Origin of the sequence: Amycolatopsis vastitatis, assembly GCF_002234595.1 — a bacterium.
Lineage (GTDB): Bacteria > Actinomycetota > Actinomycetes > Mycobacteriales > Pseudonocardiaceae > Amycolatopsis > Amycolatopsis vastitatis.
The window spans coordinates 540,727-558,527 of the sequence record NZ_NMUL01000012.1; the positions used below are offsets into that span (position 1 = coordinate 540,727).

At 71.3% G+C, this 17,801-nt stretch carries 17 protein-coding genes; 13 read left to right on the forward strand and 4 right to left on the reverse strand.

What is annotated here, in order from left to right; translation table 11 throughout:
* Window positions 1-44 precede the first annotated feature (44 nt).
* From CF165_RS16780 to CF165_RS16805, 6 genes are all read left to right on the forward strand, one after another.
* Window positions 45-800 carry a lipid droplet-associated protein gene (locus tag CF165_RS16780; protein ID WP_093948422.1) on the forward strand — a complete coding sequence of 252 codons (756 nt, stop codon included), beginning with the start codon at window positions 45-47 and terminating at the stop codon, window positions 798-800.
* Window positions 797-2,044, forward strand: coding sequence for an exodeoxyribonuclease VII large subunit (gene xseA / locus CF165_RS16785; RefSeq protein WP_093948423.1), 1,248 nt, complete (start codon window positions 797-799; stop codon window positions 2,042-2,044). The genes CF165_RS16780 and xseA overlap by 4 nt, the downstream gene beginning before the upstream one ends.
* Window positions 2,041-2,439, forward strand: coding sequence for a hypothetical protein (locus tag CF165_RS16790; RefSeq protein ID WP_093948424.1), 399 nt, complete (start codon window positions 2,041-2,043; stop codon window positions 2,437-2,439). The genes xseA and CF165_RS16790 overlap by 4 nt, the downstream gene beginning before the upstream one ends.
* Window positions 2,436-2,657 (forward strand): exodeoxyribonuclease VII small subunit, encoded by a 222-nt coding sequence (locus CF165_RS16795; RefSeq protein ID WP_093948425.1) that lies wholly within the window; start codon window positions 2,436-2,438, stop codon window positions 2,655-2,657. Before CF165_RS16790 ends, CF165_RS16795 begins: the two co-directional genes overlap by 4 nt.
* A gap of 85 nt (window positions 2,658-2,742) precedes the next feature.
* Window positions 2,743-3,792, forward strand: a complete 1,050-nt coding sequence (gene glpX / locus CF165_RS16800) for a class II fructose-bisphosphatase (RefSeq protein WP_167441461.1) — start codon at window positions 2,743-2,745, stop codon at window positions 3,790-3,792.
* Window positions 3,793-3,800: 8 nt separating this feature from the next.
* Window positions 3,801-4,553 (forward strand): S1 family peptidase, encoded by a 753-nt coding sequence (locus CF165_RS16805; RefSeq protein WP_093948426.1) that lies wholly within the window; start codon window positions 3,801-3,803, stop codon window positions 4,551-4,553.
* A gap of 14 nt (window positions 4,554-4,567) precedes the next feature.
* Here the strand turns inward: CF165_RS16805 and CF165_RS16810 are convergent, their stop codons facing one another.
* Window positions 4,568-5,557 carry an NAD(P)/FAD-dependent oxidoreductase gene (locus tag CF165_RS16810; protein WP_167441462.1) on the reverse strand — a complete coding sequence of 330 codons (990 nt, stop codon included), beginning with the start codon at window positions 5,555-5,557 and terminating at the stop codon, window positions 4,568-4,570.
* A gap of 122 nt (window positions 5,558-5,679) precedes the next feature.
* Here CF165_RS16810 and CF165_RS16815 point away from each other — a divergent pair, with 122 nt between their 5' ends.
* The 6 genes from CF165_RS16815 to CF165_RS16840 all read left to right on the forward strand — a co-directional run bounded on the left by CF165_RS16815 (window position 5,680) and on the right by CF165_RS16840 (window position 12,245).
* Window positions 5,680-7,077 (forward strand): class II fumarate hydratase, encoded by a 1,398-nt coding sequence (locus CF165_RS16815; RefSeq protein ID WP_093948427.1) that lies wholly within the window; start codon window positions 5,680-5,682, stop codon window positions 7,075-7,077.
* A gap of 71 nt (window positions 7,078-7,148) precedes the next feature.
* The gene (locus CF165_RS16820) at window positions 7,149-8,681 is read left to right on the forward strand and encodes an ATP-dependent DNA ligase (protein WP_093948428.1); all 1,533 of its coding nucleotides are present in this window, start codon (window positions 7,149-7,151) and stop codon (window positions 8,679-8,681) included.
* A 289-nt stretch (window positions 8,682-8,970) separates the two neighbouring features.
* On the forward strand, window positions 8,971-10,263 hold the full coding sequence (locus CF165_RS16825; protein ID WP_167441463.1) for a S53 family peptidase: 1,293 nt from the start codon (window positions 8,971-8,973) through the stop codon (window positions 10,261-10,263).
* A gap of 168 nt (window positions 10,264-10,431) precedes the next feature.
* Entirely contained in the window at window positions 10,432-10,872 is a 441-nt protein-coding gene (locus CF165_RS16830; RefSeq protein ID WP_093948430.1) for a hypothetical protein, read from the forward strand.
* Between the two features lie 114 nt (window positions 10,873-10,986).
* The gene (locus CF165_RS16835) at window positions 10,987-11,625 is read left to right on the forward strand and encodes a Pr6Pr family membrane protein (RefSeq protein WP_093948431.1); all 639 of its coding nucleotides are present in this window, start codon (window positions 10,987-10,989) and stop codon (window positions 11,623-11,625) included.
* Complete coding sequence (locus CF165_RS16840) at window positions 11,622-12,245, forward strand: MBL fold metallo-hydrolase (RefSeq protein ID WP_093948432.1); 624 nt, start codon at window positions 11,622-11,624, stop codon at window positions 12,243-12,245. Before CF165_RS16835 ends, CF165_RS16840 begins: the two co-directional genes overlap by 4 nt.
* Here CF165_RS16840 and CF165_RS16845 read toward each other — a convergent pair.
* Both CF165_RS16845 and CF165_RS16850 read right to left on the reverse strand, forming a co-directional pair.
* Window positions 12,242-12,757 (reverse strand): hypothetical protein, encoded by a 516-nt coding sequence (locus CF165_RS16845; protein ID WP_093948433.1) that lies wholly within the window; start codon window positions 12,755-12,757, stop codon window positions 12,242-12,244. The two genes, CF165_RS16840 and CF165_RS16845, sit on opposite strands and share 4 nt — an antisense overlap.
* A complete protein-coding gene (locus CF165_RS16850; RefSeq protein WP_093948434.1) occupies window positions 12,751-13,221 on the reverse strand; it encodes a DUF309 domain-containing protein in 471 nt (156 codons plus the stop codon). Before CF165_RS16850 ends, CF165_RS16845 begins: the two co-directional genes overlap by 7 nt.
* A gap of 44 nt (window positions 13,222-13,265) precedes the next feature.
* Between CF165_RS16850 and guaB1 the strand changes: the two genes are divergently transcribed.
* A complete protein-coding gene (gene guaB1, locus CF165_RS16855) occupies window positions 13,266-14,705 on the forward strand; it encodes a GMP reductase (RefSeq protein ID WP_093948435.1) in 1,440 nt (479 codons plus the stop codon).
* Here guaB1 and CF165_RS16860 read toward each other — a convergent pair whose 3' ends face one another.
* On the reverse strand, window positions 14,706-17,789 hold the full coding sequence (locus CF165_RS16860) for an amidohydrolase family protein (protein ID WP_093948436.1): 3,084 nt from the start codon (window positions 17,787-17,789) through the stop codon (window positions 14,706-14,708).
* Between the last annotated feature and the right edge of the window lie 12 nt (window positions 17,790-17,801).

Here is a 17,801-nt window from a genome sequence, read left to right on the forward strand (position 1 = left end):
CTTTCGGTTGGGCAGGAGGGGTGGTCATGCGGCAGGCTGGACGCATGAAACCATTCCCGCTCCCCCTCCGGGTCGCCGCGGGCCTCGCCGTCACCACCGCCGAGCGGGTTCGCGAACTCCCCCGGCAGCTCGCCGGCCTCCCCGTGACCGTGGCCAGCCAGGTCCTGCAGGCGTCCATGCGCGTCCAGCAGCACGTGACCGAGCTGGCGATCAAGGGCGACAACGCGCTGTCGAGCCTGCGCCCGGTCGAGGACACCCCGAGCTGGGCGACGTTCGACGAAGACGCCGAGCCCGACGTCCCGCCCGCGCGGCCGAACCTCGCGCCGGTCGCCGACGTGCCGGAGCCGCGCTCGGAAATCAACGGTCACGTTCCGTCAGTGGCCGAACTCGAAGCGGAGCTCGGTGACCCGTGGGCCGCCGAGGAACGCGCGCTCGCCGAGGACCACGCCGACGGCGAGTTCGACAGCGAAGCCGAGGAAGAACCGCCTCGCAAGCCCCAGCCCGGCACACCCAAGATCGACAAGAAGGTCAAGAGCGAGACCCCGAGGACCAGCGCCGCGGGGTACGAAGGGCCCGCCGGGCTGACCGGCTACGACCAGCTCACCCTCCCGCAGCTGCGGGCCCGGCTGCGCCAGTTCTCGATCGACCAGCTCGAGACGATCCTCGAGTACGAGCGCGCGCACGCCGACCGCTCGTCCTTCACCGGGATGCTGGCCCGCCGGATCGCCAACGCGCGCAAGGCCGAACGAGCCAAAGCTGAGCCCCCCGAAGACAGCGGCGACGGCGCGGAAGGCCCGTGACCACCGAATCCGCACAGGCACCCGCGAGCACCGCGGAAAAGCCGTGGCCCGTCCGGACCGTCGCGCGCAAGATCGGCGACTGGATCCACCGGCTCGGCACCGTGTGGGTCGAGGGCCAGGTCACGCAGGTCAATTCGCGGCCGAACACGCAGACCGCGTTCCTGACGCTGCGTGACCCCTCGGCGGACGTCTCGATGTCGGTCACCTGCCCGAACTGGCTGATCCGCGAGATGGAGCCGCCGCTGCGCGAAGGCGCGAGCGTGGTGGTGCACGCGAAACCGTCGTACTTCTTCGGCCGCGGCACGATCAGCCTGCGTGCCGACCAGATCCGCGCCGTCGGCATCGGTGAGCTGCTGGCCCGGATCGAACGCCTGCGCAAGCTGCTGGCCGCCGAAGGCCTGTTCTCGCCGCAGCGCAAGCGGCCGATCCCGTTCCTGCCGAAGGGCGTCGGGCTGGTCACCGGCCGCGCGTCGGCCGCCGAGCGGGACGTACTGGTCAACGCGCAGGCGCGCTGGCCCCACGTCAAGTTCAAGGTCCTGAACACCGCCGTGCAGGGCTCGCAGGCCGTGCCGCAGATCATGCGCGCGCTGAGGATCCTGGACGCCGACCCCGAAATCGACGTCATCGTCATCGCCCGGGGCGGCGGCAGCGTCGAGGACCTGCTGCCGTTCTCCGACGAGGCACTCTGCCGCGCGGTGTCGGCCGCCGGCACGCCGGTGGTCAGCGCGATCGGGCACGAGCCCGACACCCCGCTGCTCGACCACGTCGCCGACCTGCGCTGCTCGACTCCCACCGACGCGAGCAAGCGCATCGTGCCGGACGTCCGCGAGGAGACCGAGCGGGTGCGCCAGATGCGTGACCGCGGGCGCCGCGCCCTGCACGGCTGGGTCGACACCCAGGCACGGCTGCTCAACCAGATCCGCAGCCGCCCGTCGCTGGCCGACCCGCTGGGGCCGGTCCAGCGCCGCCAGGACGACGTCGACGTCCACCGCGAACGCGCGCGCCGCGCCATGCTGACCCTGCTCGCCAAGGACCAGGCCGAGATCGCGAGCGCGCGGGCCCGGCTGACCGCGCTCGGCCCGGCCGCGACGCTGGCCCGCGGGTACGCGGTCGTGCAGTTCGTCGACGCCGAAGGCAACCTCCAGGTACTCCGCTCCGTCTCCGAAGTCGAGACCGGTGCCCGGCTGCGCGTGCGCGTGGGCGACGGCGCGATCGGCGCGGTGGCGGAAGGAGAGCAGGGGTGAAGGCGACGTTCCTCCCGCTCACCGTGGACGCGGCCCGGCGCCTGGGCGCGCGGCCGCTGCTGGACCAGGCGGTGCGCACCGACCGGGCCGCCGCCGAATGCTGGACGGCGTTGCTCGCCGGCTGCGGCAGCGCCGCCCGTCGCGACCTGGGGCCGCAGCTGCGGCGGCTGTCCGAGGCGACGTCGACGCAGGTGGGCTCGCGCTGGTGGTTCGCCGAGGGAGCCGGGCACCGCAAGCGGGTCGCCGGTGCGCAGGAGAACCTCGAAGAAGCGATCGCGGACGGTGACGGGCAGGAGTTCGCCCTCGCGTTCGTCGGGTACGACCACGCGATGGCCAGCGCGGTAGTGTGCGCGAACAGCGTGCGAACCCCGAAGGTCGGAGAACACCGAGCGTGAGTGAACAAGCCAGCGAGGAACTCGGCTACGAGCAGGCCCGCGACCGCCTCGTCGACGTCGTCCGCGAGCTCGAAGCCGGTGGCCTGTCCCTCGAGCAGTCGCTCGCGTTGTGGGAGAAGGGCGAGAAGCTCGCGAAGGTCTGTGAGCGCCATCTCGAAGGCGCCCGCGAGCGCATCGAAGCCGCACTGGCGTCCGTAGAGGACGACTCCGAGCAGTGAGGTAGGCCATGCCGACGGTATCTGGAAACACGGCCGGTATCTGACAGACTGTCTACCCGCCAGTTCCACGATCCGGGAGGCAATGATGTCCACCGCAGAGAGTCGTCGTGAAGCGCCCGACCGCAACCTCGCGATGGAGCTGGTCCGGGTCACCGAAGCCGCCGCCATGGCCGCCGGCCGCTGGGTCGGCCGCGGCGACAAGATCGGCGGCGACGGCGCGGCCGTCGACGCGATGCGCCAGCTCGTCTCGACGGTGTCGATGCGCGGGGTCGTGGTGATCGGCGAGGGCGAGAAGGACGAAGCCCCGATGCTGTTCAACGGCGAAGAGGTCGGCAACGGGGACGGCCCGGACTGCGACGTCGCGGTCGACCCGGTCGACGGCACCACGCTGATGGCCAAGGGCATGCCGAACGCGCTCGCCGTGCTGGCGGTCGCCGAGCGCGGCGCGATGTTCGACCCGTCCGCGGTGTTCTACATGGAGAAGCTGGCCGTCGGGCCGGAGGCGGCGGGCAAGGTCGAGCTCGGCGCGCCGATCGCGGAGAACATCCGCCGGGTCGCCAAGGCGAAGAACAGCAGCGTCGGCGACGTCACCGTGTGCATCCTCGACCGCCCGCGCCACGAGCAGATCATCAAGGAGGTCCGCGAGGCCGGCGCGCGGATCCGGTTCATCTCCGACGGCGACGTCGCGGGCGCGATCGCCGCGGCCCGCCCGACCACCGGCGTCGACATGCTGATCGGCATCGGCGGCACCCCCGAGGGCATCATCGCGGCCTGCGCGATGAAGTGCCTCGGCGGCGAGCTGCAGGGCCGGCTGTGGCCGAAGGACGACGCCGAGCGCGAGAAGGCCCTCGCCGCCGGGCACGACCTCGACCGGATCCTGCTGAACGACGACCTGGTGCGCGGCGACAACGTCTTCTTCTGCGCCACCGGCGTCACCGACGGCGACCTGCTGCGCGGCGTCCACTACCGCGAGGGCGGCGCGACGACGCAGTCCATCGTGATGCGGTCCAAGTCCGGGACCGTCAGAATGATCGACGGCTACCACCGGCTGAACAAGCTGCGGGCGTACTCCTCGGTCAACTTCGACGGCCACCTGGACGCGCCCGCCGACGACGTCGTGCCCCCGCTGCCGTAAGGAGATCCGTGACCAGGCGAGCCCCGGCCCTGTTGGCATCGTGCGTGCTCGCCCTGGTCCCCGGCACCGCCGCGGCCGCTCCCGCCGTCGTCGGGGGTTCGGACGCGGACCAGCCGTACCCGTTCGCGGTGTCGCTGCATTCCGCGTCGGGGAAGCTGTTCTGCGCCGGCGCGCTGATCGCGCCCACGTGGGTGGTCACGGCCGCGCACTGTGCGTTCGACAAGACCCCGGCCGCCATCTCGATGCGGACGGGCTCGAACGACGTCGGCCAAGGTGGCGAGGTCGCCCCGGTCGCCACGATCGTCGTGAACCCGGCGTTCAACACGCAGAGCCCGGCGGGCGACATCGCGCTGCTGCGGCTGGCGGCGCCGGCCGCGGCGGCCCCGGTCACGCTCGCGACGGCCGCGGCGCCGGGCACGGCGACCCGGATCCTCGGCTGGGGCCAGACGTGCCCGAAGGTCGGCTGCGGCGGGCTCCCGACGACGCTGCAGCAGCTCGACACGCACATCGTCGAGGGCTCGAAGTGCACGTCGGTGTTCGACGGGACGGCCGAGCTGTGCACGGACAACCCGGGCGGCAAGGCCGGGGCCTGCTTCGGCGACTCCGGTGGTCCCCAGATCGTCCGGGACGGCGACCAGTGGCGGCTCGTCGGCGTCACCAGCCGTCCGGGCAACAACGACCCCGAATGCGCGTCGGCGCCGTCGATCTACACCTCCGTCGTCGCCTACGCGCCGTGGATCGCGGAGAAGACGAAAGCCTGAACTGAAAGCCTGAACTACTCGGCGTTGCTCGAGTGGCCCGGGAACAGGTGGGCCTCCGGGTCGAGCGCGACGGCGATGTTGTTGACGGCCGTCGCGGCTTCGCCGAAGCCGGTCGCGATCAGCTTGACCTTCCCCGGGTACGCGGCGACGTCACCGGCGGCGTAGACGCGTTCGCGTGCGGTCGCCATCGTCGAGTCGACGGCGATGGCCCGGTGGTGGATCTCCAGGCCCCAGCTTTCGATCGGGCCGAGGTCGGCGGTGAACCCGAGCGCCGCGACGACGGCGTTGGCCGGGAGCCGCTCGTCGCCCGCGCCCTTGATCGAGACGTCGACGGCTTCGAGCGTCCCGTCCGGCGCTTCCACGAACCGCGTGACCTCGGCGTCGGTGATGATCCGGGTGCCGAGCTCGCGGGCCTGCCGGACGATCGACTCGGCGGCGCGGAACTTCGCGCGGCGGTGCACGAGCGTCACGCTCGCCGCGACCGGGTGCAGCGCGAGGATCCAGTCGAACGCCGAGTCGCCGCCGCCGACGACCACGACGTGCTGACCCGCGTGCGCCTGCAGCGACGGGACGAAGTGGACCATGCCGCGGCCGAGCCAGCCGTCGCCGGCCGGCAGCGGGCGCGGGGTGAACTCGCCGATGCCCGCGGTGATCAGCACCGCGCCGGCGCGCAGCGTCTCGCCGCCGTCGAGGGTCAGCTCGACGCCGTCCCCGAGGGTCTCCAGCTTCTCGGCCTTGCGCCCCAGCAGGTACTTCGGCTTCCACGGCGCGGCCTGCTTCACCAGGCCGTCGACGAGGTCGCGGCCGCGGACCTCGGCGAACCCGCCGACGTCGTAGATCATCTTCTCCGGGTACATCGCCGTCACCTGGCCGCCGGGCTCGGGCAGCGAGTCGACCACCGCCATCGAAAGACCGCGGAACCCGGCGTAGTAGGCGGCGAACAGGCCCGTCGGACCCGCGCCGATGATCACGAGGTCGTACGAGTCGCCGTCGGCGTCAGTCATGCTCGCTCCAGCCAGTGGTGGATGGCGGTGATCGAGAACACATCCGATCCTAGCGTCGCGGACCGCCGAGGGTGGGCGACGCCACCACGCGGCGACCCGCGAACAGGTCCAGAATCGGTGTCATGGCTGATCAGGAATACCGGATCGAACACGACACGATGGGCGAGGTCCGCGTGCCTGCCGACGCGCTCTACCGCGCGCAGACCCAGCGGGCCGTGGAGAACTTCCCCATCTCCGGCCGGGGCCTGGAGCGCGCCCAGATCCGCGCGCTCGGCCTGCTCAAGGCGGCCGCCGCGCGGGTGAACCTCAAGCTGGGCGTGCTCGACGCCGACGTGGCGGACGCCATCGCGGCCGCCGCCGACGAGGTCGCCGAGGGCGTCCACGACGCGCACTTCCCGATCGACGTGTTCCAGACCGGGTCGGGGACGTCGTCGAACATGAACGCCAACGAGGTCATCGCGACGCTGGCTTCGCGCGCGCTCGGCCGCGACGTGCACCCGAACGACCACGTCAACGCGTCGCAGTCGTCGAACGACACGTTCCCGACGACCATCCACGTCGCCGCCACCGAAGCCGTGCTCAAGGACGTCATCCCGGCGCTCGAATACCTCGCCGGCGCCATCGAGGTGCGCGCCGCGGAGTGGGCCGACGTGGTGAAGTCCGGCCGGACGCACCTGATGGACGCGGTGCCGATCACGCTCGGCCAGGAGGCGGGCGCGTGGGCGTCGCAGGTCCGCTACGGCGTCGAACGGCTGAAGTCGGGCCTGCCGCGGCTGGGCGAGCTGCCGATCGGCGGCACGGCCGTCGGGTCCGGCCTGAACGCGCCGGACGGCTTCGGCTCGTCGGTCGCCGCGGAACTCGCGACGGTGACCGGGCTGCCGCTGACCGAGGCCCGCGACCACTTCGAGGCGCAGGCGACGCAGGACAGCGTCGTCGAGACGTCCGGGCACCTGCGCACGGTCGCCGTGTCGCTCAACAAGATCGCCAACGACCTGCGGTGGCTGGGTTCCGGCCCGCGCACCGGCCTCGCCGAGCTGGCGCTGCCGGACCTGCAGCCGGGCTCGTCGATCATGCCGGGCAAGGTGAACCCGGTGATCCCGGAGGCGACGCTGCAGGTGGTCGCGCAGGTGATCGGCAACGACGCGGCCGTGGCGTTCGCCGGTGCCGCGGGCAACTTCCAGCTGAACGTCAACCTGCCGGTGATCGCGCGGAACGTCCTCGAGTCGGCACGTCTGCTCGCGGCCGTTTCGCGGCTGCTGGCGGACAAGGTGCTCGCGGGCATCACCGTGAACACCGAGCGCACGCGGACCTACGCCGAAGGCTCGCCGTCGATCGTGACGCCGTTGAACAAGTACATCGGCTACGAAGAAGCGGCCGCGGTCGCGAAGCAGGCTTTGAAGGAGCTGAAGACGATTCGCGAGGTCGTCATCGAGCGCGGGTACGTGAAGGACGGCAAGCTCACCGAAGAGCAGCTGGACGAGGCCCTCGACGTGCTGCGCATGGCCCGCGGCGGCCGCTGACCAGGGAAAACGTCCCGTTGTCCTGACAGTGCCGACTAGAAACTGTCGGTGGTCCGGGTCATGATGTCCGGGTGTTGCTGAGCGAGTTGGTCCGCGCGTCCGCCGAGCTGGCGGCGACCAGGTCCAGGAAGGCGAAGATCGCCCTCCTGGCCGCGGTGCTGCGCGCGGCGGAGATCGCCGAGCTGCCCACGGTGATCGCGTACCTGACCGGGCAGACGGCGCAGGACAGGCTGGGTGCGGGCTGGCGCACCCTGGCCGGGCTGGGCACGTCGCCGGCGGCGGAGCCCGTCGTCACGGTGACCGAGGTGGACGCGGCCCTGACGGCGGCCGCGGGCGTCGCGGCGGGCACCGGGTCGAACACGCGGCGGCAGGAAGTGCTGCGGGCGTTGTTCGAGCGGCTGACGGAGGACGAGCAGCAGTTCCTGTTCCGGCTGGTCACCGGCGAGCTGCGGCAGGGCGCGCTGGAAGGCGTGATGGTCGACGCGATCGCGGCGGCGGCCGAAGTCCCGGCCGAGGCCGTGCGGCGGGCCTTCATGCTGTCCGGGAAGCTGGGCGTCACCGGGGTCGCGGCGATGACCGGCGGCCAGGCGGCGCTGGCGGAGTTCCGGCTCACGCTCGGCACGCCGGTCAAGCCGATGCTGGCGTCGCCGGCCGAGTCGCTCGACGAGGCCGTCGCCGAGCACGCGGAGGCGATCGTCGAGTACAAAATGGACGGTGCGCGGATCCAGGTGCACCGCCAGGGCGACGAGGTGCACGTGTGGACGCGCACGTTGCGCGAGATCACCGGCAGCGTCGCCGAGCTGGTCGAACTTGTGCGGGCGCTGCCGTGCGAGTCGGTGGTGCTGGACGGCGAAACCCTCGCGCTGACCGACGCCGGGCGGCCGCGGCCGTTCCAGGACACGATGAGCCGGTTCGGCAGCACGCGCGAGGAGCAGGTCAAGGCGCTGCTGCTGCGGCCGTACTTCTTCGACTGCCTGCACCTCGACGGCGTCGACCTGCTGGACGCGCCGCTGTCCGAGCGCAACGCGGCCCTGCGCAAGGTCGCCGGGGCCCACGTGATCCCCGGCGAGGTGGGCACTTCCCGCGCGGACGCCGTGCTGGAGGCGGCCATGGAAGCGGGCCACGAAGGGGTGATGGTCAAGGACCTGGCGTCAGCGTACGCGGCCGGGCGGCGCGGGCGGGCGTGGCTGAAGGTCAAGCCGGTGCACACGATCGACCTGGTGGTGCTCGCGGCGGAGTGGGGCCACGGGCGGCGCACGGGCACGCTGTCGAACCTGCACCTGGGCGCCCGCGACCCGGACGGCGGCCCGCCGATCATGGTGGGCAAGACGTTCAAGGGCATGACCGACGAGCTGCTCGCCTGGCAGACCAGGACGTTCCAGGAGATCGAAACCCACCGCGACGACTGGACGGTCTACGTCCGCCCCGAGGTGGTGGTGGAGATCGAGCTGGACAGCGCCCAGGTGAGCACCCGCTACCCGGGCGGCCTGGCCCTGCGGTTCGCCAGGGTGGTCCGCTACCGCCCGGACAAGGACCCGGCGGACGCGGACACGATCGACACGGTCCGCGGCCTCCTGCACGGCGACCGCCCCGAAGGAGCCTGACCGACCCCCCAGGCACGCGACCCGACCCTCCAGGCACGCGAGTCGACCGTCCAGGCACGCGAGTCGACCCTCCAATCACGTGTGATGCCCTTCCAATCACGAGTGATGCCCCCTCAATCACGCGAGATGCCCCTCGCCTCCCGGAAAGGAGCTACGAAAGTCTCGATTACGACATCTCGTGCGTCGGCGGCGCTTTCCTCGTAAAAGGAAAGACGAAAGTCGATGTTGCCCGCTCCCCTTCCTCGCCAGAGTGGCTGACGGAGTTTCCGGCAGCCAGGGGAGAACCAGCATGAGATTGCGCGCCACCGCGGGCCTGCTCGCGAGCACCACCCTGCTCGTGACGGCGTTCGCCGTCCCGGCGTCCGCCACGCCCGTGCCGAGCACGCCGAACGCGGGGCACCAGCCGTCGAAGCACCACTTCTCGGCGGCCGCGCGGTCGTTCGCCGGCGCCGACACCGTGGAGAAGCGCGTCGCCAAGCTGGAAGCGGCGATGGCGTCGCTGCCGAAGGAAAGCACCGCCTACAACGCGACGAAGCTGTGGAACGCCGGCATCACCGGCGCGGGCAGCAGCGTCGCGACGCTGGTGTCCTTCGGCGACGACAAGGTCAAGCAGGTCCTCGACACCTACTCGAAGAACCACGGCCTGCCGCCGGCGAACCTCGAGGTGATCCAGCCGTCCGGGCCGGTGCCCGCGTGCACCGCTCCCGGTGTCGACACCGCGACCTGCCAGGGCTGGGGCGGCGAGACCGACCTCGACGTCACGATGATGCACGCCATGGCGCCGAACGCGAAGATCATCGTCGCGGCGACGCCGGTCGCGGAGACGCAGGGCTTCACCGGCCTGCCCGAGATGATGCACGCCGTCGACTACATGACCGAGCACAAGCTGGTCGACGTCATCTCGATGAGCTTCGGCACGACCGAGGAGAACTTCCCGTCGTTCGACTCGATCAAGACGCTCGACCCGGCGCTGGACCGCGCGAGCAAGGCCGGGATCACGATGGTCGCGTCCTCCGGTGACGACGGCCCGACCGGCGGTTACCTCTACGGCCCGGGCAACTACCCGTACCGCGTCGCGAGCTGGCCGGCGTCCGACCCGCGCGTGACGACGCTCGGCGGCACCCAGCTGCACCTCGACGCGAACGGCAACCGCACCAAGCCGGACGACGTCGTGAACGTCGCCGACAACGGCTTCGCCGAGGGCGCCGGGCTGTCGAAGACGTACGCGCGGCCGAACTGGCAGGACGGCGTCAAGAAGATCACCGGCAGCAAGATGCGCTCGTTCCCGGACATCAGCATGGAAGGCGTCAACGGCACGTCGCAGTCCGCGCCGCTGTTCGCCGGCGTGCTCGCGCTCGCGGTGCAGGCCAAGCACGGCAAGCTCGGCCAGATCAACCCGGCGCTGTACGGAAAGCTGGGCCCGGCGGGCACGAAGGCGGGGATCGTCGACGTCACCGAGGGCGACAACAGCCAGGACGGCGTCGTCGGCTTCACCGCGGCGAAGGGGTTCGACATCGCCACCGGCTGGGGCACGGTCGACGCCTCGGTTTTCGTCCCGGCCTTGGTGAAAGCGCTCCGCTGACTCGTCCGGCCGCGGAGGTGACGTTCGATGGTTCGAACGTCACCTCCGCGCCGAATTCGTGCCGAATGGCGACATTTTTCCCGACCCGGCCGGGCATCGGCGATCCCTAGAGTGCGCTCCTCGCAAGCGATCCCGCTCACTTCCCGAGCGGTCACGGAGGAGCCACAAGTGGTCAGCAAGGAACAGATGAAGGCGTCGATCCACGCCGCTTTCGATTCGGTCGTCGCCGACGGGGCGAGCTACACCAAGGTGTACGCCGCCGAAATCAGGCAGAAGAACTACCTGGTCTTCCGCACGACCAGCGTCAGCAACTTCGCGCTGGGCTTCAAGCCGGGGCAGACCGACCTCGTCCTCGTCCCGCTCGAGGAGAAGGGCGGCACCGTCACGGCGGGCTCGCCGCTGACGATCACCGATGCCAACCGGGCGTCGGTGAAGAAACGCGATCTGCAGGGCCGGTTCGTGATCAAGACGACCGACGGCCGGACGTTCCGGCTCAGCATCATCCCCTCCGTGACGAAGCTCCTGGCCGCCGCCTACCAGCTGCCGGTCGAGCAGAAGGCGGAGTACGAGGCGTTCACCGCGCTGCGGGACACGCTCACCGCGGCGTAGGCACCACGCTCGGGGCTGTCCACGCGCTGGGCAGCCCCAGTCCGCCGGAACTCGCCTCGATCGAGTAGTCCACAATGGATTCCGCACGGAGTTACCGACCGGTATCGTCGGCGGATGCACAGCACGAAGCTCACCCGCGCCTGGTTCGCGGTCACCGCACTGGTCGCCCTGACCGGCCTGGTCGTCCAGGTGATCGCGACCGCGGGCGACACCTCCGGCCGCTTCACGACGGTCGCGGGACGGGTGGCGAACCTGTTCTGCTTCTTCACGATCGACTCGAACCTGCTGGTCATCGCGACGTCGGCGCTGGTCGCTTTCGGCTCGGCGCGGGGCGCGCTGTTCCGGGTGCTCTGGCTCGACGCGCTGGCCGGCATCATCGTGACCGGCATCGTCTACCAGGTCGCCCTCGCCGGCCTGTACGACCTGCACGGCCTCGCGTTCTTCGCCGACACGATGCTGCACAAGGTGACGCCGATCCTCTTCGTGCTCGGCTGGCTCCTGGTCGGCCCGCGCGGGCCCTTCACGTGGCGCACTGTCTGGTGGTCGCTGGCCTACCCGCTGGCGTGGCTCGCCTTCACGCTCCCCCGTGGCGCGCTCACCGGCTTCTACCCGTACCCGTTCGTCGACGCGGGCGCCCTCGGCTACGTCCAGGTGACGGTGAACTGCGTCTTCATCGGGCTCTTCTTCGCCGCGCTCGGCGCGGGCGCCTTCCTGTACGACCGCCGGTTCGCCCGGCTAGGGTCGGGCCTATGACGGCGATCGTGCAGAACCTGGTGACCTCCGGCGTCTTCCGGCTCGACGGCGGCAGCTGGGACGTCGACAACAACGTGTGGGTCGTGGGCGACGACACGGCGGTGATCGTCATCGACGCGGCGCACGACGCGAAGGCGATCGAGAACGTCGTCGGCGACCGGAAGCTGGCCGCGATCGTCTGCACCCACGCGCACAACGACCACGTCAACGCCGCGCCGCAGCTCGCCGAAGCGACCGGCGCGCCGATCCTGCTGCACCCGGACGACCGCGTCCTCTGGGACCAGACCCACCCGGACCGCGCGCCGGACCGCGAGCTGGAGGACGGCCAGACGATCACCATCGCGGGCACCGCGCTGCGCGTCATCCACACGCCGGGTCACGCGCCGGGCGCGGTCTGCCTGTACGCCGAAGAACTCGGCGTGCTGTTCACCGGCGACACGCTCTTCCACGGCGGCCCCGGCGCCACCGGACGGTCCTATTCGGACTATCCCACCATCGTGCAGTCGATCCGCGAGAAGCTGTTCACGCTCCCGAACGCCACGAAGGTCCACACCGGACACGGCGAGGGCACGACGATCAGTGCCGAGAAGGCCGCTTCGGACGGTTGGGACCAGCCTTAAGAGGTGTGCTTCCGGGCGACGAGGGCGAACTCCTCGATCGCCCGGTCGAAGGCGGCGCCGGCTTCCCGGACCGGTGTGGGCAGGAACCTCCGGTCGAACTTCCCGTCGTCGTCGAACTCCCACCGGGTGTGGTGGAGTTCCATCTCCTTCTTGCGGAGCACGTTCGCCTGCTCGACCAGCTCGTCCGGCCCGCTCATCACGAGCAGCCCGTAGCACGCGCGCATGTCGGTGCGAGCCGTGTAGTACGCGTCTTCGAACTCGATCTCCCGCTGCGCGTCGGTTTCGGCCTCCTTGGCCAGGTTCCGGCGGCGGTGGATCACGTTGATGTCGATGATGTGCTTGCGCGCCCGTGTCGCGGCTTCGATCAGGCCCGCACAGCGGTCGGCACGGTCCTGCCGCAGCTTGGCCCGCCGCGCCGCGTTGAGCTTCAGCGGCTCGACCAGCGCTCCCAGCGTCACACCGGCCAGCGAGGCGACGGCAGCGACGATCGCGGCGCTGACCGCCGTCAGCACGTCAACCTCGGCGGCGCCGGCGACACGCGTACGCGCTGCTTCGCCTCGTCGGCCAAGCTGCGCGCCCATTCCTGCAGGCCGGCGACGTCGATGCCGTGCGGCGGCTCGCTCCGGAACGGCTCGATGTTCGCCGCGCCCCGCTCCAGCAGCGACACCGCGCCGACGTTGTTGCCGCGCGCGGCGTGCGTCAGGCCGACGGCGAGCTGTGCGAGGCCGCGCCAGAGTTCGCGGTCCGGCTGGTACACGCTGGTCTTCCAGGCGTCCTCGAAGACCTCGTGCGCGTGGAACGGCTTGCCGTCGTCGAGCAGCCGCTGCGCCTCCGCAAGCGTTTGCGCCGGGGTGCGGACGACGCCTTCCGGCTGGCGCTCGACGCCGTCGGAGCCGTACGGCAACGGCCGCCCGAGCCCGTCGCGCGGCCGTGCGTTGCGTGCCCGTCCCTCGTCGTCCCGGTCGCGGCGGCTCATACCCTCAGATCCTGCCACGGGCCCGGCAGGTAGTCTGGTGACTCGTGCGTTTCCTCGACGGCCACCGGCCCGCCCACGACCTGACCTACGACGACGTGTTCCTGCTGCCGAACCGTTCGGACGTGGAGTCCCGCTTCGACGTCGACCTGTCCACCGCGGACGGCACCGGCGCGACCATCCCGATCGTGGTCGCGAACATGACCGCGGTCGCCGGCCGCCGGATGGCCGAGACCGTCGCCCGCCGCGGCGGCCTGGTGGTGCTGCCCCAGGATGTCGACAGCCACGCCGTCGCCGAGATCGTCGGCTGGGTGAAGAGCCGCCACACCGTGTGGGACACCCCGCTGGTGCTCACCGGCGGTGACGCCGTCGCCGACGCCCTCAACCTGGTCCACAAGCGGGCGCACGGCGCTGTCGTCGTCGTGGACGGCGAAGGCCGCCCGGTCGGCATCGTCGACGAAGCGGCCTGCGCGGGCGTCGACCGCTTCGCGCGGCTCGCCGACGTCGCGCAGCCTCCGGCCGTCGCGGTCCCGCTGACCACCCCGGCGCGCGAGGTGTTCGAGCTGCTCAATGGCCACGGCGCCCACCTGGCGCTCGGCCTGGACGCCGACGGCCGCCTCGCCGGCGTCCTGACCGCTGTCGGGGCGCTGCGCGCGGAGATCTACACCCCGGCCGTCGACGACGCGGGCAAGCTGCGCGTCGCGGCCGCGGTCGGCGTCAACGGCGATGTCGCGGGGAAGGCCGAAGCCGTCCTGAAGGCCGGCGTCGACGTGCTGGTCGTCGACACCGCGCACGGGCACCAGGAGAAGATGATCGCCGCGCTGAAGGCCGTCCGGTCGGTGTCGCCGCGGGTCCCGGTGGTCGCCGGGAACGTGGTCACCGCCGAGGGCACGCGCGACCTGATCCAGGCCGGCGCCGACGTCGTCAAGGTCGGTGTCGGGCCGGGCGCGATGTGCACCACCCGGATGATGACCGGCGTGGGCCGCCCGCAGTTCTCCGCGGTCGCCGACTGCGCGGCCGCCGCGCGTGAGCTGGGCAAGCACGTCTGGGCCGACGGTGGGGTCCGCCACCCGCGCGACGTCGCGCTGGCGCTGGCCGCCGGCGCGTCCGCGGCGATGGTCGGCTCGTGGTTCGCCGGCACCTACGAATCCCCCGGTGACCTGCGGTTCGACGAGCAGGGGCGGCCGTACAAGGAGTCGTTCGGCATGGCGTCGAAGCGCGCGGTCGGCGCCCGGACGCGCACGGACAACTCGTTCGACCGGGCGCGCAAGGCGCTGTTCGAGGAGGGCATCTCGTCGTCGCGGATGGCGCTCGACCCGCAGCGCCCGGGTGTCGAGGACCTGCTGGACTCGATCGGCTCCGGCGTGCGCTCTTCCTGCACTTACGCGGGTGCGCGGACGCTCGAGGAGTTCCACGAACGCGCGCTGCTGGGCGTCCAGTCGGCGGCCGGGTTCGCCGAAGGCCGTCCTCTCCCCGCAGGCTGGTAATCAGCCCGCGCAGCAGACGTGTTCCGACCACTCCGGAACGTGCCACCAGTGCTGTTTCTCCGCCGATCGGGCCGCGGGCGCCACCTCGGTGGCCGCCCGCCGGCCCGGCTGGTTCCGGTAGGGCGCCAGCAACTCGCCGACCGTGCGCAGCACCCCGCCGACCATCACGGTACGGACGTTCGCGGCCGCCTTGATGTCCTGCAACGGGTTGCCGCTGACGAGCGACAGATCGGCGTACGCACCACGCTTGAGCACACCGATCCGGTCCTGAAGCCCCAGCCACCGCGCCGGGTTGCGGGTGGCGGTCGTGAGGGCCTCGTACGGCGTGAACCCGAACGCGACCATGGCCCGCAGGTTCTGGTGGGTGGAGACGGCGACGTTGTCCAACGGGGAGTCCGTGCCGGTGACCACGAACCCGCCCGCCCGGTGGATCCGCAGCACCATGTCGACGTTCCCGGCGAGGACCTGGCGCAGGTACGCGTTCTCCGGGTTGCCCGCGGTGTCCGCCGTGGTCTTGAGCAGCTGGTATTCCCACGGCGGGAACAGGACCTCGGTGCGCTCGTCGGTCACGAGCGACTTGTCGTCCGCGTACAACGCCCTGGAGGTGAACAACGTCGGCGTGATCGACATCCCGGAGCGGGTGAACAGGGCGACCGCGTCCTGGTACGACCGGCCGATCCGGCTGACGGTGTGCGAGTACCCGAGCCGGTTGGTGGCCCCGGTGTGCTCCATCGCGTCCATGCCGATGTTCGCCGCCGGGTACAGGTAGTGCGACGACAGCGGGATGCCCGCCCGGTGCGCGGCCCGGACCACCGCCTGCTGGTAGGCCACGGGAAGCCGGACGTACGTCTTGATCATGTCGTACTCCAGCTCGACCGCGCGGGACAGCTCCAGGTTCAGCTGCTCGGGCGAGAGGGTCGGCCGCATGAAGTTGTAGTAGATCCGGGAGCCGTCGATGGCTTCCCCGGTGCCGAAGTACCTTGGCCCGACGCGGTTTCCGGACTCCAGGGCCTCGCGCGTCTCCAGCATCTGGTACACCGGGTCGCCGGGCGAGCGGGTCGTGGTGATGCCGTAGGACAGCCACAGTCTGCCCTGCCGGTCACCCCACTGCCTGCCGCGCAGGTGCCAGTGGTTGTGGATGTCGACGAGCCCGGGCATGGCGGTCAGGTCGTGCGCGCCGACGGTCCCGGGTGCGTCCCGATGCGGCCGGACGTCGGCGATCCGGCCACCGTCGACGACGATGTCGACGTCCCGCCGCAGTGTCCGGGCGATGCCGTCCCACGCCGCGCCGACGTAGATGACGGTCGGGCGCGGCGGGCGCGGCCGGGCCCAGGTGAAGTCGAGCCGGATCGTGCGCGGTTCGCCGCCGGTGATCTTCTGGGCCTTGAGCTGCCCCTTCGACAAGTACACGAGCGTGTCGTTCCCTTGCCACGCAAGGGAGTCCGTGACGTCGTGGGTGACCTGCCGCGGCGCCCCGATCAGCCGTCCGGTGCCGTCGACCGGGGCGATCCAGGCGACGCTCTCGACCGTGAACGCCAGGTACCGGCCGTCGGGTGACCACAGTGGACCGTCGTCGCCGCGGGTGGCGAGCGAACGGAACGGCATCGGCTCGGCGTAGCGGAGTTCGTGGGTCTTGAGGTCAACCGTGAGGATCTGGCTCGTGCCTTCGCGGTACCGCCGCGAGTACGGCTTCACCGCGGCCAGTGCGATGACCGACCCATCAGGCGACCAGGTGGGTCTGCCCGGCATGAACAGCGGTGGCGTCACCTGCTGGGCGGCGGCCGTGGCCACGTCGTAGATCCACGTGGCGCCGTCCTGGTCGGCGTACGCGATCCGGCCGCCGTCCGGCGACCATCGCGGCGCGACCTGGGCGCCCGCCAGCTGCGTGAGGACGGTGTCCTGGCCGGTGCCGAGGTCACGCAGCCACAGGTCGGCGGTGCCGAGCCGGTCGCTCGTGTAGAGCAGCTTTGTCCCGTCCGGGTGGAAGTCCGGGTCGGAGTTGAAGTAGCCGTCGCCGATCAGCCGCTGCGGCCGGCCACCACCGGCCGCGACGACGTAGATCGCGTTGAGGGCCCGGAACGCGATCCGCTTGCCGTCGGAAGACACCACCGGACCGGCGATGCCCCGGACGGGCTTCGGCGCGGGCGAGTCCAGGTCACGGACCCGCCTCCGGTAGGCACGCGGTGCCGTGGACACGCCTGCTTCGAACGGGATGTCCTTGACGGCGCCGGACTGGTCGCGCCGCCGGAGGTGCCCGTCGGCGGTGTAGAGCACAGTGGATCCGGACCAGTTCGCGGCGAAGCCGAAGACGTCCTCACCCTTGGTCAGCTGCTGGTCGCCGAGCATGAGGTCCGCCTCGGCGCCACGGAGCCGCAGGTAGCTGGGCTGCCCGCCGGGACCGAACGCGGGGCCGTAGAACTTGTCGGCGCCGCTCGCGGTGACCAGGCGAGTGCGGGCGCCCGTGGCCAGGGTGACGACGTCGATGGCGGTGTCGTTCACGGTGAAGACGATCTTCGTGCCGTCGGCCGACCACCGCGGCGACGCCTCTTCGTCCGGGGTGGACACCACCGTGCTGATCGCTCCGGAGGCGACGTCCAGCAGGTGGATGCCGTAGCTGCCGTCCCGGTCGCCGCTGAAGGCGATCTTGGCGCCGTCCGGTGAGAACACGGGCTCCCGGTGGTCGAACCGCCCGCTGGTGAGCTTGCGGAGCGTGCCACCGGCGACATCGATGATGTACAGGTGGAAGTTGCCGTCGCGGTAGGACTGGAACGCGATCCGGCGGCCGTCCGGCGACCAGGTCGGGAGCGTGGCGTCCTGCAGGTCGTCGGTGAGCCGCCGGGCGCGACCCCCTGCGGCGGGCAGCACCCAGATTCCGGTGACCAGGTCGACCGCGATCCACCGGCCGTCCGGCGACAGCGCGGCGGACATGTTCGTGCCCTCCCGCAGCACCACGCCGTCCGATCCGGCGTCCGGCCGGACGTCCGGTTCGGCCTCGGCGACCCCCGCCCCGGCCACGGTCAGCGCGGCGGCGGCTGCACCACTTCGGACGAGAAGCTCACGACGGGAAAGATTTTCCGGCCCCATGCGGCCAACTAT